The sequence below is a fragment of the Dyella japonica DSM 16301 genome (assembly GCF_001010355.1).
Classification (GTDB): Bacteria; Pseudomonadota; Gammaproteobacteria; order Xanthomonadales; family Rhodanobacteraceae; genus Dyella; species Dyella japonica.
This window is the reverse complement of sequence record NZ_JPLA01000001.1, coordinates 162,221-179,199: the sequence shown is the minus strand read 5'-3', so window position 1 is coordinate 179,199 and position 16,979 is coordinate 162,221. Positions and strand designations below refer to the sequence as shown.

Genomic DNA, 16,979 nt, shown 5'->3' with positions numbered 1-16,979 from the left:
CAGTCGTCGTTGCTCCTTACAGCGGCGGCCTCGAGAGATTGAGTGGCGCACCCTTTGGAGCGCGCCACTCGAATTGCCCAGTTCTGGTCGTGCCGGCGTCCCTTCAGGATTTGATAAACGCGAGAAGGTCCGGGTTGAGGACGTCAGCGTGGGTGGTCAGCATGCCATGCGGGTAGCCAGGGTATGTCTTGAGCTTACCGTTCGAGAGCAGGTTGACCGCGCGAGGTACCGCGCTGGCGAACGGAACGATCTGGTCGTCTTCGCCATGCATGACCAGGACCGGCACGGTGATCTTCTTCAGGTCTTCGGTGTAATCCTCCAGCCAGGAGGAGACGGTCTCGTAATGAGCCTGGGCGCTGCCGGCCATGCCCTGGCGCCACCAATTCGCGATCACCGGCTCAGACGGCTTGGCGCCCGGACGGTTGAATCCGTAGAAAGGACCCTCCGGGACTGCCCGGTAAAACTCCGATCGATTGCCAAGCATTCCTGCCCTAACCGCGTCGAAAAACTCCTGCGGCTGACCGGCAGGGTTCGCGTCGGTTTTCACCATGTTGGGCGTCAACGAGGCCACCAGCACTGCCTTGGCGACCCGGTCCTGATGCCGCGCGACGTAGCGAGCCACCTCGCCGCCACCGGTGGAGTGCCCGATGTGGATCGCGTCGCGGAGGCCGAGGTGCCCGGTCAGTGCAGCGAGGTCGGCGACCCAGTGGTCCATGTCGTTGCCGGTGCCGACTTGATCGGACCGACCGTGCCCGCGCCGGTCATGGGCGATCACGCGGTAGCCGTGCTGAAGGAAAAACGTCATCTGGGCATCCCAGTCGTCGGCTGACAGGGGCCACCCATGGCTGAAGACGATAGGCTGACCGGATCCCCAGTCCTTATAGAAGATCTCTACGCCGTCCGGTGTGGTGATTGTAGGCATCGCTGATACCTCCTCGCGTGGTTTGTCCCCTGCATCTCGGGCGGTGAACGTCGTTCAATAGCACCGCGAGCGTGACTCCCTTGTCACGACGTTATCGTTGCGTGTGGTTCGCATGTTTATAGAAGCGAAGCAGGGGGATTTGTATGGTCCGCTATCGAGCCAAAGGGACATCGACAACCCTGCCACTGCGGGTCGCCGCAACGTGCGCGTAACAGGTTGCTCCTCTCAGCCGCCCACGTAACTCACCCGCCAGATCACATTTGACCCATCGTCACTGACCAGCAGCGAGCCATCGCCGGCCGTGGTGATGCCGACAGGGCGGCCCCAGGCCTGGCCGCTGGGTAGCACGAAGCCGGTGAGGAAGTCTTCGTAGTCGCCGCTGGCGCGCGCGGTGCCGTGGCGTGGCACGCGGATCACTTCATAGCCGACGCGTGCGGAACGGTTCCATGAGCCGTGCTCCGCGGCGAAGATGTCGCCGCGATAGGCCTCGGGAAACTGCGTGCCGTCGTAGAAGGTGAGTTGCAGCGAGGCGTTGTGCGGGTGAAGCAGCACGTCGGGGACGATGGCTTTGCTGGCCAGTTCCGGATGCTTGCCGGCGTTGCGCGGGTCCTGATGGTTGCCGATGTACCACCACGGCCAGCCGTAGAATCCGCCTTCCTGCACGTGGGTGATGTAGTCGGGCACGAGGTTGTCGCCCAGGCCATCGCGCTCGTTGACCGAGCACCACAACTCGCCGCTCTTGGGATCGACCGCGAGCCCCACCGCATTGCGGATGCCGCTGGCGTAGATGTGCATGTCCGAACCATCGGGCTTGAACACCAGGATGTCCGCGCGGTTCTTTTCTTCCGGCGTGGTATCGGTATCGTCCACGTTGGATTTCGAACCGACCGACACGTACATGCGCGTGCCATCCGGCGAGAAGGCGATATCGCGTGTGGAGTGCCCGCCATCGCTGTGCGGCAGGTCTGCGATGTGCTCGGGCTTGCCGGGTGCCTGCACATCGCCGTCCTTGTACGCGAAACGCACGACGGCATCCGTGTTGCCCACATAGATCCATTGCGGATGGACGGCCGGATAGAACGTGATGCCGAACGGCTGGTTGAGGCCGGTGGCGTAGACGTGCGTTTCCTTGGGATGGCCATCGGCGGTGATGCCGCGGAACAGCGTGATGCGGCCGGCCTTGGTCTCGGCCACGAAGATGTCGCCATTGGGCGCGGTACGCAGCAGGCGTGGATTGTCCAGCCCCGTGGCGAACAGTTCCACCTTGAAGCCCGGTGGCGCCTTGGGCCACACATCAGCCGGGCGAGCCACCAGTTGCGGTGCGTTGCCGGCCGACTTGGTGGCGTAGGGCTGGGGCAGATCGGCCGCGGTGATCTTGCGGCTGGTGCCCGGGGATTCGTAACGGAAATCGGTGAATGGCGGCGTTGGCGCGGGCCAGTTGCCGGGCGTCATGGAGGCCACTGCCGTCGGTGCGCCGGCGGCGGGCTTGCCCGGTTCCAGCGAATCGAGGTACGTCACGATCTTCCAGCGCTGCTCTTCGCTCAGCGAATCCCACGCGGGCATGCCGTTGGCCACGTCGCCGTGCGTGATGAACCAGAACACTGCACCTGGCGGAGCCTTCTTGACCGTCGTGCTCGCCAGTGGCGGTACGTTGCCGTTGCCCTGCGCAGCCACGCCGTGGCAGGCCGCGCAATACGAGCCGTACAGCGTCTTGCCGTCGTTGACCGCGTCCGCCTTGCCGGCGTAGGGGTTCGGCGTCTTGTCCGTGGCGGCGGGCGCATTGTGGAAACGCGCCACGTCCTGCTGGGCCAGCGAAGGCATGGAAACCATGCCGATCAGCGCAGCCATGGCCATGAGCGCTCTGACGCGGCGTGACTTGGGGGCGGGCCTTGAGCCGTTCATGTCGTTCCTCGGGGATAGGGCGGGAGCACTGTCATGTAAGAGTCATGGGACATCAAACGGACGTCCAGATGGCATGGCCACGCACAAGCATGCCCCAGCATAGGTGGATGTGGTGCATGTCGCGAATGACATATTTGTCACTTGCATCCATCGACAGGCTTTCGTGATGATAGTCTGCTGCCTTCGATGCCACGGGAGGGGCGATGCAGTTGCGGCGTGTCCACCTGATGATCGGCGCAGCGTGCATGACGTCTTGGCCGTGGATGACCAGCGCACAGCAGGCGACGCTGCCGGCCGTGCAGGTCAATGCCAGTCGCCTCGACATGCCGCCGCTGGATGTTCCCGCGGCGCTCAGCGTTGTCAAGGTGGCGCCGGCGCAGGTCGGCAATCCCGGCATCAATCTTTCCGAGATGCTGGTGGGCGTGCCGGGCATCCTGGCGCGCGATCGGCAGAACTACGCGCAGGACGAGCAGATCTCCATCCGTGGCTTCGGCTCGCGCAGCACCTTTGGCGTGCGCAGCATTCGCCTTTATGTCGACGGTATTCCTGCCACCTTGCCGGACGGGCAGGGACAGGTATCGCATTTCGATTTTGACGTGGCCGATCGCGTGGAGGTATTGCGTGGCCCGTACTCCGTGCTCTACGGCAATGCCGCGGGCGGCGTGGTGCAGCTGTGGAGTGCACCAGGCACGGCCACGCCGCAGACGACGCTGGGTGTCTACGCCGGCAGCAACGACAGCTTCCGCTATCTCGCCGATACGCGCGGCACCGTCGGCGCGATGGATTACAACGTCGCCGCTTCGCAGCTGCTCTCCGGCGGCTACCGCGACCACAGCCGCGTCAACCGCCAGACGGCGCATGCGCGCCTGGGCTTTGACCTGGGGCAGGGGCGGACACTCACGCTGGTGATGAACCATCTGGATCAACCCGTGGCGCAGGACCCCATGGGCCTCACCAAGGCGCAGCTGCAGGCGGATCCGCGGCAGGCATCGCCCGTGGCCGAGCAGTTCGACACGCGCAAGAGCACCCGCCAGGATCAGCTAGGTCTGATCTACGAACGGCCTTCCGGCGACGACGGCCAATGGCGCGCGATGGTGTACTACGGTCAGCGAGAAATCACCCAGTACCAGTCCATTCCCGTCGCCACTCAAGCCAATCCGTTGCAGCCCGGCGGCGTCGTGCAGCCGGACACGCACTATGGCGGCGCGGACCTGCGCTGGACGCATCGCGGCGACTGGCTGGGCGGCGACTACGAATTCGTGCTTGGCGGCGGTGGCGATTACCAGCGGCAACATCGCCTTGGTTACGAGAATTTCGTGGGCGACACGCTGGGCGTGAAAGGCGCGCTGCGTCGCGACGAGGACGACAACGTCAACAACGTCGATGCGTACGCGCAGTGGTACTGGCACTTCGAGCCTGCCTGGGCGTTGATGCTGGGACTGCGCCATGACGACGTGCGCTTCAGTGCGCACGACTACTACGTAACACCATCCAATCCCGATGACAGCGGCAACGTGAACTATGCGGCCACGACGCCGGTGGTCGCCCTGCAATGGCGTCCAGGTGACGACCTTCGGCTCTACGCCAGCTACGGCGAAGGCTTCGAAACGCCCAGCTACAACGAGCTGGGTTATCGCAGCGACGGCCAGCCAGGCCTAGCCTTCAACCTGCGGCCTGCACACAGCCACAACATCGAGCTGGGCGCGAAATGGCAGGCGACGCAGATGCTGTTCTTCAACGCGGCGCTGTTCCGCGCCGACACGCGCGACGAGTTGGCGATCGATGCCAGCGTTAATGGACGCACGACTTATCGCAACGTGCCGGAGGCCAGGCGGCAGGGCGTCGAGTTGTCGATGGACGGCGAAATCGCTCCATCCTGGCATCTGGTCGCCGGCTATACGCACCTGCAGGCACAGTTCCGCAGCAGCTTCCTTACCTGCACCGCCACGCCATGCCTCGCGCCAAACGTGCCGGTGCACGCCGGCAGCCGCATGCCGGGCGTGCCGGAAGACTACGGCTCCTTGCTGCTGCGTCATGATGGCGACGCGCATTGGAGTCAGGGCCTTACGCTCACCGCTGCGGGCCCGACGACGGCAAACGACTTCGGCACCGCGCGCGCAGCCGGCTACGTCATCGCCGACGCCGACGTGACTTACGCCTTCCCGCTGGGGGAGTCAGCACGCATGCAACTGAGCGCCCGCGTGAACAACTTTGCCGATCATCGCTATGTCGGGTCGGTCATCGTCAACGACGGCAATGGTCGCTATTACGAGCCGGCGCCGGCGCGGACGTGGATGTTCGGGGCGAGGCTGGTGTTCTGAGTGGCCAGCATGTGGCTTTGAGCCACGGGCGTCTGCTTCCGACATGCCTCGATCGCGGTTTCGAAGGGCTCATTTCTTTGCCGTCTTCGGGACCGGACGAACCACCGCTTCGCAGGGCAGCAATCGCTCGGTGTCGCCCAGCGCCTCAGCGTGGTGCTCACCCCACTTCTGCAATTGCACGATCAGTGGTTCGAGGCTCAAGCCCAGCGGTGTCAGCCCGTAATCGACGCAGCGTGTGTCGTCGGCGCTCACCTTTCGATAAACCAGGCCGTGTTCTTCCAGCGCGCGCAACTGCTGTATCAGTACTTTCTGAGTCAGCGATGGAATTTGCTGTTCAAGTTCACAGGTGCGCTTCGGGCCGCGCAACAGCACGTGGATGATCACCGCTTTCCAGCGTCCGGAAATGACGCCGAGCGCACGTTCAATGGGTAATCCGGGTAGACGTTTGATGATGGTCATGATGCGCACCAATTGGTGTGTAGATAGTCGAATTCAAGCGTCCTAACGTACGTGCATTGGATCTTCCTATCGAGGAAACGCTAATGACTACGTTGTTCGAAAGCCACGCGCTGGGCGATCAAATCGTGATGAAAAACCGCACTGTGATGGCACCAATGACCCGGACCCGGACATCCCCGGGCGATGTGCCCAACGCCATGATGGCCACTTATTACGGCCAGCGCGCGGGCGCCGGTTTGATCGTCACAGAGGCCGCCGACGTGTCCCTGCATACGAAAGGATACGCGTGGACGCCAGGCATTTACACGCAGGAGCAGGTGCGCGGATGGCGTCTGGTCACCGACGAAGTCCACCGACATGGCGGGACGATTTTCCTCCAGACCTGGCACGTCGGCCGCCTGGCGCATACCTCGATGCTGCCCAACGGCGAGGCCCCCTGGGGTGCGACTGCCGAGCGCGCAAGCGAATCGGATGTGTTTATCCACGATGCCAGCGGCAGGCTCACCTTCCTGCGCGCCAGTACGCCGCGGCAGATCCAGACGGCGGAGACGGCGGTGGTGGTCGACGAGTTTGCGGCGGCGTTCGGCAATGCATTGAGCGCGGGATTCGATGGCGTGGAAATCCATGGCGCCAACGGCTATCTGTTCGATCAGTTCATGAATTCGGTGTTGAACACACGCACGGATCAGTACGGCGGCCAGTCACCTCAGAATCGCACCCGGCTGTTACTGGAAGTGGTAGACGCCGCGATACGGATTCTGGGCGCGGGCAGGGTGGGTGTGCGGCTATCGCCGTTCGGTCGGTATGGCAGCATGCCGGCTGATCCGCGGGTCGAGGAAACCTTGCTGTACCTGTCCAGCGAGCTGAGCCGGCGCGGCATCGCTTATCTGCACATGGTTTACCAGCTGATGCCCTCGGGCAACGCACAGGATGGCAACTTTGATCAGCCGCATCTGAGTGACGCACTGATGCGCAAAGTGCGCGAGAGTTTCTCCGGTAGTCTGATCTGGTGTGGCGGATTCGACGGGACAACGGCGCAGGCCGCGCTGGATGGCGGCCTGGTCGATCTCATAGCGTTTGGCCGCCCATACATCGCGAACCCGGATCTGGTTGAACGCCTCAGGCATGACTGGCCGCTGGCCGAGGCCGAGCGCTCGGACTTCTACACACGCGACGGTGAGAAGGGCTATACCGATTTTCCCGTCTGCAGGGCGGCCACGGGTTGATCGACTTGGCGTGAGACGTTCGCCGTACAGGGCGCGTTGAACTCAATCGATACGCAACTTGGCAGTGAGCAGCTTGAGGATCGCATCGACCTTGGGCTGCAACTGACGGCTGCGTGGCCATACGAGATTGAGCGGCAGGCCTTGCACTTCGAGCTGCGGAAGTAGCTTCACCAGCGTGCCTTCCTGCAGTTCGTCCCGTACCAGCCAGGTGGCCAGCTGAGCGATGCCGCAGCCGGCTTTGACGGCGCTGACGACGGCTTCGCCGCTACCGAGCGCCATCGTCGCTTCCACCGTCCATTGTTCCGGCGGGCCGGCGTCCTGCGCGATCAGCCAGGGGATGGTGCTGCCATCGGCGCGACCATAGACGACGGCGTCGTGCTGATGGAGTTCCGCCGCCGACTGCGGCGAGCCGTGCCGTTGAATGTACGCGGGCGAGGCGCAAAGGCTCAGTCGTTCGGCGCCCAGGTATTGATGGCCCAGCGCATCAGGCCAGATATTCGCGCCACCGATGCGCACGGCCACATCGATACCTTCATCCACGATATCCACGAAGCGATCCGTGAACGAAAGATGCGGGCGCAGGTTGGGATGCTGCGCGAAGAATGGCAACAGCAGCGGCAACACCTTCATGCGCCCGAAGGCGGCAGGCAGATCCAGGCGCAGATGGCCGATGGGCTCCACACGTTGTGCGGCGAGTATCGACTCTGCTTCTGCGAGGTCGGTAAGCACGCGTGCGCACGTGCGGTAGTACGCGGCGCCCGCGTCGGTGAGGGACAGCGTTCGCGTGGAACGTTCAAACAGGCGGACGCCCAGTCGCGCCTCCAGTCGCGCCACGCTTTTGCCGACCGCTGAATTGGTCAGGTTCAACCGCTCGGCTGCCGCGGTGAAGCTGCCGGAGTCCGCCGTAAAGACGAAGGCCTCAAGCCCTTTGAGTCGCTCGGAGGGAGTCATGTTGCGCTCACATTATGGACATGTATTCCAGAATCACTGGAAATAATACCGCTATAGAGATGCGGCATCCGCAATAAGCTAGTCCAACCCTTGCTACGCCTGATGACGTTCATGCCATCTCTGCCAACAGCCACGCCGACCGGGCGTGGTGCAGCGCCCATTGCCATCCTGGCGGTCGCTGCCTTTGTCATCGTCACGACCGAGTTTCTGATCGTTGGACTGCTGCCGGCGCTGGCGCATGAACTGCGCATCTCGATCTCTGCCGCCGGGCAGCTGGTGACGTTGTTTGCGTTCACGGTGATGCTGTTCGGCCCGCTGCTGACGGGCCTGCTGTCGCATGTCGAGCGCAAGCGTCTGTTCGTGATCATCCTGCTGATCTTTGCCGTGTCCAATGCACTCGCTGCCATGGCGCCGAATATCTGGGTGCTCGCGTTGGCGCGATTTATCGCTGCACTTTTGCTCCCGGTGTTCTGGGGAACGGCCAGCGAGACTGCCGGACAACTTGCCGGACCGCTGCGCGCCGGGCGTGCGGTGTCGATGGTGTATCTGGGCATTTCGGCGGCGCTGTTGTTTGGCATACCGCTGGGCACGCTGGCCGCGCACGCTTTTGGCTGGCGTGTCGCCTTTGCGCTATTGGCAGGCCTGTCGCTGTTGATGGCCATGTTGATCGCGGCCTTCATGCCGACGCTGGCGCTGCCGCGGCGCATGCGACTCGTCGAACAGGCGCGCATTCTCAGGGATCCGCGCTTTGTCGCCCATGTCGGTCTGTCGGTGCTGATCTTCACGGCGATGTTCACCGCCTATACGTACCTGGCGGACACGCTGGAAACCCTGGTCGGCATCGCGCCTGGGCAGGTCGGCTGGTGGCTGATGGGATTTGGCGCGATCGGCCTGATCGGCAACTGGCTCGGCGGGCGCGCGGTGGATCGCAGTCCGCTTGGCGCCACGGCCTTTTTCGTGGTGATCCTGGGCATCGGCATGGCGGCGAGCGTGTCGCTTGCAGGCGCGCGCGGTTGGTTTGACCTGCCGTTCGTGTTTTGGGGTATTGCCTATACGGCCCTGTTTCCAATCTGCCAGGTGCGTGTGATGCGCGTGGCTTCGCACGCCCAGGCGTTGGCCGGCACGCTCAACGTTTCCGCGGCCAACGCCGGCATCGGGTTGGGCGCCATGATCGGCGGCCTGGTCATTCCGCACTGGGGCCTGCCAGCGGTTGGCTATCTGGCCACGGCGATGGCCGTCCTGGCGCTGTTGGCCATTCCTTTCATCGCTCGACTTAGAACATCCCAGGCGTATACGGGTGACTTGTCGCGTTGCCAAGTGTTTACGCCAACGACGGTGGCGTGTGGGGAGAGTGATCAAAGTCCTCTGCATCCAACTATCGCGAGAAAGACATGAGCATTCCTGGCATCAAGAAAGTGGATCACGTCGGTTTTACCGTACCCAACCTCGACGAAGCGGTGTCGTTCTTCCGCGATCATTTCGGCTGCGAGGTCGCCTATGAATTCGGCCCGTTCGCAGCGAACGACGACTGGATGGCCGTCCATCTCAACGTTGCCGCCGATGCCGTCATCGACAAGATCGTGATGATGACCGCCGGCAATACGAATCTGGAGATCTTCGGCTATGCCACTAGCGAAACCCAGCACAAGACGCCGCCCCGCAACTCGGATATCGGCGGCCACCATCTGGCCTTCTATGTCGATGACATGGATGCGGCGGTGGCCTATCTGCACCAGATCGGCCTGACCGTCATGGGCGAGCCGACGGTGATGACGCAAGGACCGTCGGCTGGCGAAACCTGGATTTATTTCCTCAGTCCGTGGGGCATGCAACTGGAGCTGGTTTCCTATCCGAACGGAAAGGCCTATCAGTGGGCGAGGGGTTCAGTCCGCCGTGGCAACGCATAGGTTTCGATCTGGCGCCTTGCCGATCGCATTAGCCTCTGGCTTGCCTGGATCCGCCATCGGTCAGCGCGTCGATCAGCATGCCCCATGCGGTCTTCGCGCTATGCCCCAACGGCAGCCATCTGTGCATGTGGGACGACCAGGAGGTCTATTTTCGCCACTTGCTTGGATTCCTTTCTAGCGTTTGATAAGTCGCGCCGCATGTCATGTCGCTGATGGCCCTCGTCGATCCCGCAGGTTCGGCAGGCGAGGGCGCTCTTACGACGGCAAGAGTCCTGCCGTCTGGTAGTTCTTGATCAGGGCATCGAAGAGCTTGATATCGGAGCGGCCGCGCGCCATCAGCTGAGCGCCCGCTACCGCAGCGAATATCGCATGGGCGCGTTTCTTGGCGTCCTTCGTGCCCACGATTCCCGCTGCGACCAGTGTCTTGCTGAGCCACGCAACGTTGACGTCGGTGAAAGCCTCGACTTCCTTCTTGACGGTGTCGGGCAGGTCGTCGAACTCGGCCGTCATGAAGCTGCACAGGCAGATGCGATTGTCGTTTTCCAGTGACTTTCGAAAGGTTCCTGGAAACCGTCGCAGGCGATCGGCCGGGTCGGGCGTCTTTGACGACAGCACCTCCAGCGCGGCGGCCGCGTCTTCCCAGTAGCGCTTGGCAACGGCGGCTGCAAGCTCGGCCTTGCTCGGGAAGTGGTGATACAGACTCGCGGCCTTGATGCCGACTTCTTCGGCAAGCGTGCGCAGGTTCAGTCCGCCATAGCCATGCGCCTGCGCGATCTTCGTCGCAACGTCGAGGATCTTGTCCCTGGAGCTGATGCCTGCCTGACTATCCACAAATCTATCCTCGATGACTTGAGCCGCGCGGCCATCGCGCAGGCTTGGTGATGTCGTTGTGCTTCTCACGATCCATTCTCTCAAGCGCTTGAGCCAGGGCCAAACCTGGCCGCAAGAAAAGTGGTTGACGGGCGCTTAGTATGATGCTTATCCTTCAACCTAACAAGCGTTAGGTAGGCCGGCTCTCTAACCTTGTTGATCCCCTGTCCAACATGTCGAGATCCCCCCCTATGAGCACCGAACTTATCTACCAGGATGCCACCAGGCTCGCCGAGCTGATCCGTACCATGGAGGTTTCACCGGTCGAGGTCATGCAGGCGCACATCGACCGCATCCACCAAACCAATCCCAAGATCAATGCCATCGTCACCATGGCGGACGACGCGATGAAGGCCGCGAAGGACGCCGAAATTGCCGTACTGGCGGGCGAAAAGCTGGGTCCGCTGCATGGCGTACCCTTCACGGCGAAGGATTCCTTCGATACGGCCGGCGTGCTCACCCAACTGGGCTCGCCGATCTTCAAGGGCCGCGTCCCCGACACGGATGCGACCGGTATTGCACGGATGAAGCAGGCGGGCGGCATTCTGCTGGCCAAGACCAATCTCCCTGAATTCTCCTACTGGATCGAGAGCGACAACTTGCTCTCGGGCCGCACGCTCAACCCATGGAACCCTGATCGCACCCCTGGTGGATCCAGTGGCGGCGAGTCGGCGGCGATCGCGGCGGGCATGTCGCCCATCGGTCTTGCCACGGACGTTGCGATCTCGGTGCGCGGTCCGGCTGCGTTGACTGGCGTCATCGGTCTCAAGGCGACGCATGGGCGTATCCCGATGACCGGTGTCTGGCCGCGCGTCCCGCGCCGCTTCTGGCACGCCGGCCCGATGGCCCGCTCGGTTCGCGATATTGCACTGGCCTATGCACTGCTGGCCGGTCCGGACGGCGCAGATGGATTCTCCACCAGCCCCTTCAGCCTCGACGCAGGCGTTGGCGCGGTGCCGCACCGCGAGCTGCGCGTCGGCTGGCTGGTCGAGCCGGGCTTTGGTGCGATCGACAACGATGTTGCGGCAACCGTCGTGATGGCGGCGGAGGCACTGAAGAGCGCGGGCGTGATCGTGGAAGAAGTGCGCATACCCGTGCTGGAGCAGATCAACGCTCTCGAACTTCTTTGGAAGCTTCAGGCGATGGAAACCAAACCCGCCTTCAGGAAGGCGACGGCGGGGCACGAAGAGCTGATCTACAAGCATGTCCAAGGCGTGTTCGACACGCCCGACACGTCGATCGAGGATTTCGTCATCGCTGAGCAGCAGATCGAGACGATGCGCGACGGCTTCGCTCAGTACTTCGCTCGCTATGATGCGCTGCTGTGTCCCGTCACGCCGGTGCCGGCGCATGCCCACGACGCGGCGGAGTTCGTCATCAATGGTCAGACCGTCTCTTCGCTGCACGTGATGGATGCAACCGCACCCCTGAGTGTGACAGGGCTGCCGGGTATGTCGATGCCCTTTGGCATGAGCAAGGATGGACTGCCGATCGGCGTGCAGCTGGTGGCGCCGTGGTTTGCGGAATCCACGATCCTGCACCTGGGTTCGCTGCTGGAAAGCCTGAGTCCGGTGGTTGACCTGCACCCAAGCCTGGCAAACATGGGCATCAAGCCGTAACGCTGTTTCCGGCGACGTCAGCAACACCGATGGGGTCGAGTCAGCGATGGCTCGGCCCCGCTTGCGCGAGGATTCCCGGAAACCAGCTCAGGTGCACTTCTCGAACCGATAGATGGCGATGGCAATGAACCTGACGCCGTTGTCGAACTCGAGATGGCGGCGAGTGGCCTACGCGCTTTCAAGTCGTTCGCCAGTCGCGCTGGCTTGGTGACCATTGAAAGATTGAGCTTCGAGTGTGCCATCCGAGCCTTGAATTGCCTGCTTCGCCTATCACGCGCGGAAATCCGGGGGTGAATCGAATGCGCAGCCAGGCGAAGTAGATCGCGACGCCACATTCGTCGCCGCGCCGGCGGTGATTTCCGGCGATGGGACGGGCAAGAGTGGTGCTGCCAATCTTGAATCATTGGTAACGTATATGTTACCTTGATGCGACAAGGAAAGGATCGCCTTGTGCCACAGGTTAAGGAGTTCATCGATAAGCACGGGAGAAACCATTACCGCCAGTTTTTCGATGCATTGGCGGCCGTGCCGGCTGCGAAGGTCGCGGCCGTGATTGCCCGTTTGGCAACCGGACATACGTCAGGCTTGAAAGGTCTTGGTGGTGGGCTGGCCGAGTGGCGCCTGGATTGGGGCCCCGGTATTCGCATCTATGTCCATCAGGATGGCGAGAAACTGATTGTCCTCCTGGCCGGTAGTGACAAAGGGGATCAGCAAAAGGCGATCGCGATGGCCCGTGCGCTGGTAACCGAATACAAGACCGAGAAGAGGGTGACGGGGAAGAGGGCTGCTGGTGCACCGAAGTCAAAGAAAGTAGTACCCACAATCTGATTCGGCGCGGAGGCGCTATGTCATGGCACTGACTGTCGATTATCGCGAGACCATCGCCAACCGCATTCAAAGCGACCCCGCTTTTGCCTGCGCCCTGTTGGACGAAGCAACGTCCATGCTGCTTAACGGCGAGACCGAGGCAGCCCGCTTGCTTATGCGTGATCTCACCCATGGCCTGATGGGCTTCGAAGGGCTGGCCAAGGCCACGGGTACGCCATCAAAGAGCCTGCACCGCATGCTGTCCGCCAAGGGCAATCCGGGCATGGACGCGCTCGGTGCGATTTTTCGGCAGCTTACGCGTGCGGCGCTCGATGCCGCGGCCGTGTCTGCCCGCGTGGTCCGGGCGGAAGCTGTGGCAGCGTAACCAGAATCCGAAGGGCAGCAGCGACGGGCACGAAAAGCGAGACGACGCCTTTACGTGCCCCATACATGGCAGTTGTAAGCTCTAAGCCATGTGCTACTCCGCGCAAATCGAAGCCGACTACGACAAGTTTGTCCGCGAATTCGGCGCCGTAATCAGCCTGAAGCGCTTCGTCGAGCTGTTCTGGGAGAAGCGCAAGGATGGCGGCTGGAACAAACTCCCCAAGGCGATGCGCGAGCCTTTCCGCAAACCGCGAGGCGAGGAGGGATTTGAGCTGGCCAAGCTCGTGGCGGAGGGTGACCGGGAGTGGGCGGAGAAGCTGCAGGCGGAGCTGACCCAGCAGACTGAGCGGCTGCTCAATGCCCAGGCCATCCTGGCGGGGCCCAAGCCCACCAAGAAGGCCGCCGAGGATCAGCGTATCGCCACCAACAAGATCAAGGCGACGCGTCGAAACCTGGAAGACCTCGAGCGCAAGGAGATGCAGGACAAGGACTCCCTGATCTATCCGGGCGGCTATGGCCCTGTGATGATCGAGCGCGATGGCCAGCGCCTGGTGGTGCCCATGCGCTACCAGTGTCGCCTGCCAGGCTGGAACGATGCCACCGAGCGCAGGTTTCCAGGCACGTACAACGCGCGCCGGGACAAGCTCGAGGAGTCATGGGGCAAGCTGTTCGGCTATCGCCACGGCATCATGATCGTCACGCGCTTCTACGAAAGCGTTGCGCGACACAAGGTGGAGGGCAGGGAGCTGGCGCCTGGCGAGAAGGAGGAGAGCGTGAAGCTCGAATTCGATCCGCAGCCGCCGCAGGACATGCTGGTCGCCTGCCTGTGGAACATCTCCATGGGTGCGGATCACGGCATCGACCTGTTCTCGTTTGCCGCGATCACCGACGAACCGCCACCGGAAGTGGCTGCCGCGGGTCACGACCGCTGCATCATTCCCATCAAGCCCGAGCACATCGATGCCTGGCTCAGTCCCGACCCGAACAATCTCGAGGCGCTCTACGCGATCCTGGACGATCGGGCGCGGCCGTATTACGCGCACAAGATTGCAGCGTAGATTTCGCGTGCGGAAGGCGCAGTCGCGCTGCGGGATGTCTCCCAGCCAGTTGCGTCAACGTAACGATTCCATCATTATGGAAATATAGAATTACAATCAACGCAGCCCATCCCACCTGGATTCACAGCGCCATGCATCCTTGTCGCGTTCTCTTCATTTGTACCGGCAATTCGGCCCGCAGCATCTTGTCGGAGGCCACGCTCAATCATTTGGGCAAGGGGCGGTTCGAGGCGTATAGCGCCGGCAGCCAGCCGACCGGCAAGGTCAATCCGTATGCGCTGGAAGAGCTGGCGACGGCGGGCATCCCCATCGACGGGCTGAGCAGCAAGTCATGGGATCGCTTCGTGGGCGAGGGCGCGCCGCCGCTGGATATCGTGATCACCGTCTGCGACAGCGCGGCAAGCGAGCCGTGCCCGGTGCTGTTTGGCGACTTTGTGCGCTCGCATTGGGGGTTGCCCGATCCGGCTGCGGTCAAGGGCAGTCCCGTGGCGATCAATGAAGCCTTCCGCAAGGCGCATATGCTGATCACGTACCGCCTCATGGCGTTGCTGAATCTTCCTGTTGAGACGATGAGCCCGGAAGACCTCAAGTGGGCGCTTGACGGCATCGGCGCGCTCACCGGCGAAGACGACAGCGAGGATGTCGCATGAACGAGGCAGCCACTGCCATGGATGCCGCGCCGCCGTCGAAAGTCACCCGTATCGGTTTCTTCGAGCGCTACCTGACCTTGTGGGTGGCGCTGTGCATCGTGGCCGGCACCTTGCTCGGGCACGCGCTGCCCGGCACGTTCGAAGCACTGGGGCAGATGGAAGTGGCCAAGGTCAACCTGCCGGTGGCGGGACTGATCTGGCTGATGATCATCCCGATGCTGCTGAAGATCGACTTCAGTGCGATGGGCGGCGTGCGGCGCCAATGGAAGGGCATCGGCGTCACGCTCTTCATCAACTGGGCGGTCAAGCCGTTCTCGATGGCCTTGCTGGGGTGGATTTTCATTCGCCACGTGTTTGCGGCGTGGCTTCCGGCGGACCAGCTCGACTCGTATGTGGCCGGCCTGATTCTGCTTGCCGCCGCGCCGTGCACGGCGATGGTCTTCGTATGGAGCAATCTGTGCGGCGGTGAGCCAAATTTCACCTTGAGCCAGGTCGCGGTGAACGACGCCATCATGGTGTTCGCGTTTGCACCGATCGTTGGGCTGCTGCTTGGCATCTCGGCAATCACCGTGCCGTGGAACACGCTGATGCTGTCGGTGGTGCTCTATATCGTGGTTCCGGTACTGATCAGTGTCGTGCTGCGCCGCTTCGTGCTGGCCAATGGCGGGCAGGGCGCGCTCGAACGCCTGCTCGCAAGGCTGGGGCCGATTTCACTGTCTGCCTTGCTGCTCACCTTGGTGTTGCTGTTTGGTTTCCAGGGACAGCAGATCCTCGCGCAGCCGATGATCATCGCCATGCTCGCGGTGCCGATCCTGATCCAGGTGTATTTCAACTCCGGCCTGGCCTATCTGCTCAATCGCAGGCTCGGCGTACCGCATTGCGTCGCGGCGCCGTCCGCGCTGATCGGCGCGAGCAACTTTTTTGAGCTTGCTGTGGCCACAGCCGTGGGTCTGTTTGGTGTCCACTCTGGGGCGGCGCTGGCCACCGTGGTCGGCGTCCTGATCGAAGTGCCGGTGATGTTGTCGGTGGTTCGTATCGTGACGGTGAGCAAACACTGGTACGAAGCGCGTACGGCCTGAGCAGGCAGTGACACCAGCATTGCTCTTACACTGAAGGTTCCCGACCGAAGTCCCCGACTCGCCATGCAGACCAAACAAGCCATCACCGTGCTGTCCGCGCTCGCCCAGGAGTCGCGGTTGGCCGTGTATCGCCTGCTCGTGGAGCATGCGCCCGATGGCCTGGCGGCCAGCGCGATCGCCGAACGGTTGGGGCTGGCCAACGCCACGCTCTCGTTCCACCTGAAGGAACTCGTCCATGCTGGGCTGATCGCGAGCCGGCAGGACGGGCGATTCATCTACTACTCGCCGATCCTCGAGGTCATGGGCGACCTGGTCGGGTATCTCACCGATCACTGCTGCGCTGCGAGCGATCAGTCCTGTGCGCCGTCATCCAAGGCCAAGGCCGGAACGGGCTCCACGCGAGCGCGCAAGCGCATCGCCTAGGCGGCGAGGTGACTCGACAGGCCGCGCAGTATCGTGCAGGTCTCGCGGGTGTCCTTGTGGCAGGTGTCGATCATGTGATGCAGCTCTTTGGCGAGCGCCGCCAACTCCCTCTGTTTGGCCTCGACCTGAGCAAGATGATTGCGTGCCAGCGCATCCACTTCACGGCACGACAGGTTCGACTCGGAGGCAAGCGTCAGCAGGCTTTTGATTTCGTCCAGATGAAAGCCCAGGGCCCGGCTGCGCACGATGAAATGGAGCCGATCGACATCTGTCTCACCGTACTGGCGATAGCCGGCGATCGAACGATCAGGCTCCGGCAGCAAACCTATGCGCTCGTAGTACCGCACTGTCTCGAGGTGACAACCCGTTCGTTTGGCCAGATCGCTGATGCGCATGGCTTG

17 protein-coding genes are annotated in these 16,979 nt (G+C 62.6%); 11 read left to right on the top strand and 6 right to left on the bottom strand.

What is annotated here, in order from left to right:
* Positions 1–103: 103 nt before the first annotated feature.
* On the bottom strand, positions 104–922 hold the full coding sequence (locus tag Y882_RS00670) for an alpha/beta fold hydrolase (RefSeq protein ID WP_046969920.1): 819 nt from the start codon (positions 920–922) through the stop codon (positions 104–106).
* 225 nt (positions 923–1,147) lie between these two features.
* Entirely contained in the window at positions 1,148–2,776 is a 1,629-nt protein-coding gene (locus Y882_RS00665) for a PQQ-dependent sugar dehydrogenase (RefSeq protein ID WP_211259095.1), read from the bottom strand.
* Positions 2,777–3,069: 293 nt separating this feature from the next.
* Here Y882_RS00665 and Y882_RS00660 point away from each other — a divergent pair, with 293 nt between their 5' ends.
* A complete protein-coding gene (locus tag Y882_RS00660; RefSeq protein ID WP_244466136.1) occupies positions 3,070–5,145 on the top strand; it encodes a TonB-dependent receptor family protein in 2,076 nt (691 codons plus the stop codon).
* A 69-nt stretch (positions 5,146–5,214) separates the two neighbouring features.
* Here the strand turns inward: Y882_RS00660 and Y882_RS00655 are convergent, their stop codons facing one another.
* The gene (locus Y882_RS00655) at positions 5,215–5,604 is read right to left on the bottom strand and encodes a winged helix-turn-helix transcriptional regulator (protein WP_046969964.1); all 390 of its coding nucleotides are present in this window, start codon (positions 5,602–5,604) and stop codon (positions 5,215–5,217) included.
* 83 nt (positions 5,605–5,687) lie between these two features.
* Between Y882_RS00655 and Y882_RS00650 the strand changes: the two genes are divergently transcribed.
* Complete coding sequence (locus Y882_RS00650; protein WP_046969918.1) at positions 5,688–6,830, top strand: alkene reductase; 1,143 nt, start codon at positions 5,688–5,690, stop codon at positions 6,828–6,830.
* Between the two features lie 42 nt (positions 6,831–6,872).
* Here the strand turns inward: Y882_RS00650 and Y882_RS00645 are convergent, their stop codons facing one another.
* Positions 6,873–7,781: a LysR family transcriptional regulator gene (locus tag Y882_RS00645; RefSeq protein WP_046969917.1), complete on the bottom strand. Its 909-nt coding sequence runs from the start codon at positions 7,779–7,781 to the stop codon at positions 6,873–6,875.
* Positions 7,782–7,892: 111 nt separating this feature from the next.
* Here Y882_RS00645 and Y882_RS00640 point away from each other — a divergent pair, with 111 nt between their 5' ends.
* Together Y882_RS00640 and Y882_RS00635 are read left to right on the top strand one after the other, a co-directional pair.
* The gene (locus Y882_RS00640) at positions 7,893–9,176 is read left to right on the top strand and encodes an MFS transporter (protein ID WP_082120877.1); all 1,284 of its coding nucleotides are present in this window, start codon (positions 7,893–7,895) and stop codon (positions 9,174–9,176) included.
* Positions 9,173–9,688, top strand: a complete 516-nt coding sequence (locus Y882_RS00635; protein WP_046969916.1) for a VOC family protein — start codon at positions 9,173–9,175, stop codon at positions 9,686–9,688. The genes Y882_RS00640 and Y882_RS00635 overlap by 4 nt, the downstream gene beginning before the upstream one ends.
* A gap of 255 nt (positions 9,689–9,943) precedes the next feature.
* Here the strand turns inward: Y882_RS00635 and Y882_RS00630 are convergent, their stop codons facing one another.
* Positions 9,944–10,603 carry a TetR/AcrR family transcriptional regulator gene (locus tag Y882_RS00630; protein WP_211259093.1) on the bottom strand — a complete coding sequence of 220 codons (660 nt, stop codon included), beginning with the start codon at positions 10,601–10,603 and terminating at the stop codon, positions 9,944–9,946.
* A 146-nt stretch (positions 10,604–10,749) separates the two neighbouring features.
* Between Y882_RS00630 and Y882_RS00625 the strand changes: the two genes are divergently transcribed.
* The 7 genes from Y882_RS00625 (at position 10,750) to Y882_RS00595 (ending at position 16,578) form a co-directional block, all read left to right on the top strand.
* Positions 10,750–12,177: an amidase gene (locus Y882_RS00625; protein WP_046969914.1), complete on the top strand. Its 1,428-nt coding sequence runs from the start codon at positions 10,750–10,752 to the stop codon at positions 12,175–12,177.
* Positions 12,178–12,627: 450 nt separating this feature from the next.
* Positions 12,628–13,005 carry a type II toxin-antitoxin system RelE/ParE family toxin gene (locus tag Y882_RS00620; protein WP_162207376.1) on the top strand — a complete coding sequence of 126 codons (378 nt, stop codon included), beginning with the start codon at positions 12,628–12,630 and terminating at the stop codon, positions 13,003–13,005.
* A gap of 22 nt (positions 13,006–13,027) precedes the next feature.
* The gene (locus tag Y882_RS00615; protein WP_046969912.1) at positions 13,028–13,369 is read left to right on the top strand and encodes a helix-turn-helix domain-containing transcriptional regulator; all 342 of its coding nucleotides are present in this window, start codon (positions 13,028–13,030) and stop codon (positions 13,367–13,369) included.
* A gap of 88 nt (positions 13,370–13,457) precedes the next feature.
* Positions 13,458–14,426, top strand: a complete 969-nt coding sequence (locus Y882_RS00610) for an SOS response-associated peptidase family protein (RefSeq protein ID WP_046969911.1) — start codon at positions 13,458–13,460, stop codon at positions 14,424–14,426.
* A 131-nt stretch (positions 14,427–14,557) separates the two neighbouring features.
* Positions 14,558–15,076, top strand: coding sequence for an arsenate reductase ArsC (locus Y882_RS00605; RefSeq protein WP_046969910.1), 519 nt, complete (start codon positions 14,558–14,560; stop codon positions 15,074–15,076).
* Positions 15,073–16,155, top strand: a complete 1,083-nt coding sequence (gene arsB, locus Y882_RS00600) for an ACR3 family arsenite efflux transporter (protein ID WP_046969909.1) — start codon at positions 15,073–15,075, stop codon at positions 16,153–16,155. Before Y882_RS00605 ends, arsB begins: the two co-directional genes overlap by 4 nt.
* Before the next feature lie 63 nt (positions 16,156–16,218).
* Positions 16,219–16,578 carry an ArsR/SmtB family transcription factor gene (locus tag Y882_RS00595; RefSeq protein ID WP_046969908.1) on the top strand — a complete coding sequence of 120 codons (360 nt, stop codon included), beginning with the start codon at positions 16,219–16,221 and terminating at the stop codon, positions 16,576–16,578.
* Here Y882_RS00595 and Y882_RS00590 read toward each other — a convergent pair.
* On the bottom strand, positions 16,575–16,973 hold the full coding sequence (locus Y882_RS00590; RefSeq protein ID WP_046969907.1) for a MerR family transcriptional regulator: 399 nt from the start codon (positions 16,971–16,973) through the stop codon (positions 16,575–16,577). The two genes, Y882_RS00595 and Y882_RS00590, sit on opposite strands and share 4 nt — an antisense overlap.
* Between the last annotated feature and the right edge of the window lie 6 nt (positions 16,974–16,979).

Bases quoted from the DNA above. Each gene is read 5' to 3' on its own strand.
- arsB (WP_046969909.1), top strand. From the start codon at position 15,073: ATGAACGAGGCAGCCACTGCCATGGATGCCGCGCCGCCGTCGAAAGTC.
- Y882_RS00610 (WP_046969911.1), top strand. From the start codon at position 13,458: ATGTGCTACTCCGCGCAAATCGAAGCCGACTACGACAAGTTTGTCCGC.
- Y882_RS00625 (WP_046969914.1), top strand. From the start codon at position 10,750: ATGAGCACCGAACTTATCTACCAGGATGCCACCAGGCTCGCCGAGCTG.
- Y882_RS00615 (WP_046969912.1), top strand. From the start codon at position 13,028: ATGGCACTGACTGTCGATTATCGCGAGACCATCGCCAACCGCATTCAA.
- Y882_RS00665 (WP_211259095.1), bottom strand. From the start codon at position 2,776: ATGGCCATGGCTGCGCTGATCGGCATGGTTTCCATGCCTTCGCTGGCC.
- Y882_RS00670 (WP_046969920.1), bottom strand. From the start codon at position 922: ATGCCTACAATCACCACACCGGACGGCGTAGAGATCTTCTATAAGGAC.
- Y882_RS00590 (WP_046969907.1), bottom strand. From the start codon at position 16,973: ATGCGCATCAGCGATCTGGCCAAACGAACGGGTTGTCACCTCGAGACA.
- Y882_RS00650 (WP_046969918.1), top strand. From the start codon at position 5,688: ATGACTACGTTGTTCGAAAGCCACGCGCTGGGCGATCAAATCGTGATG.
- Y882_RS00640 (WP_082120877.1), top strand. From the start codon at position 7,893: ATGCCATCTCTGCCAACAGCCACGCCGACCGGGCGTGGTGCAGCGCCC.
- Y882_RS00645 (WP_046969917.1), bottom strand. From the start codon at position 7,781: ATGACTCCCTCCGAGCGACTCAAAGGGCTTGAGGCCTTCGTCTTTACG.
- Y882_RS00655 (WP_046969964.1), bottom strand. From the start codon at position 5,604: ATGACCATCATCAAACGTCTACCCGGATTACCCATTGAACGTGCGCTC.
- Y882_RS00635 (WP_046969916.1), top strand. From the start codon at position 9,173: ATGAGCATTCCTGGCATCAAGAAAGTGGATCACGTCGGTTTTACCGTA.
- Y882_RS00595 (WP_046969908.1), top strand. From the start codon at position 16,219: ATGCAGACCAAACAAGCCATCACCGTGCTGTCCGCGCTCGCCCAGGAG.
- Y882_RS00660 (WP_244466136.1), top strand. From the start codon at position 3,070: ATGACGTCTTGGCCGTGGATGACCAGCGCACAGCAGGCGACGCTGCCG.
- Y882_RS00605 (WP_046969910.1), top strand. From the start codon at position 14,558: ATGCATCCTTGTCGCGTTCTCTTCATTTGTACCGGCAATTCGGCCCGC.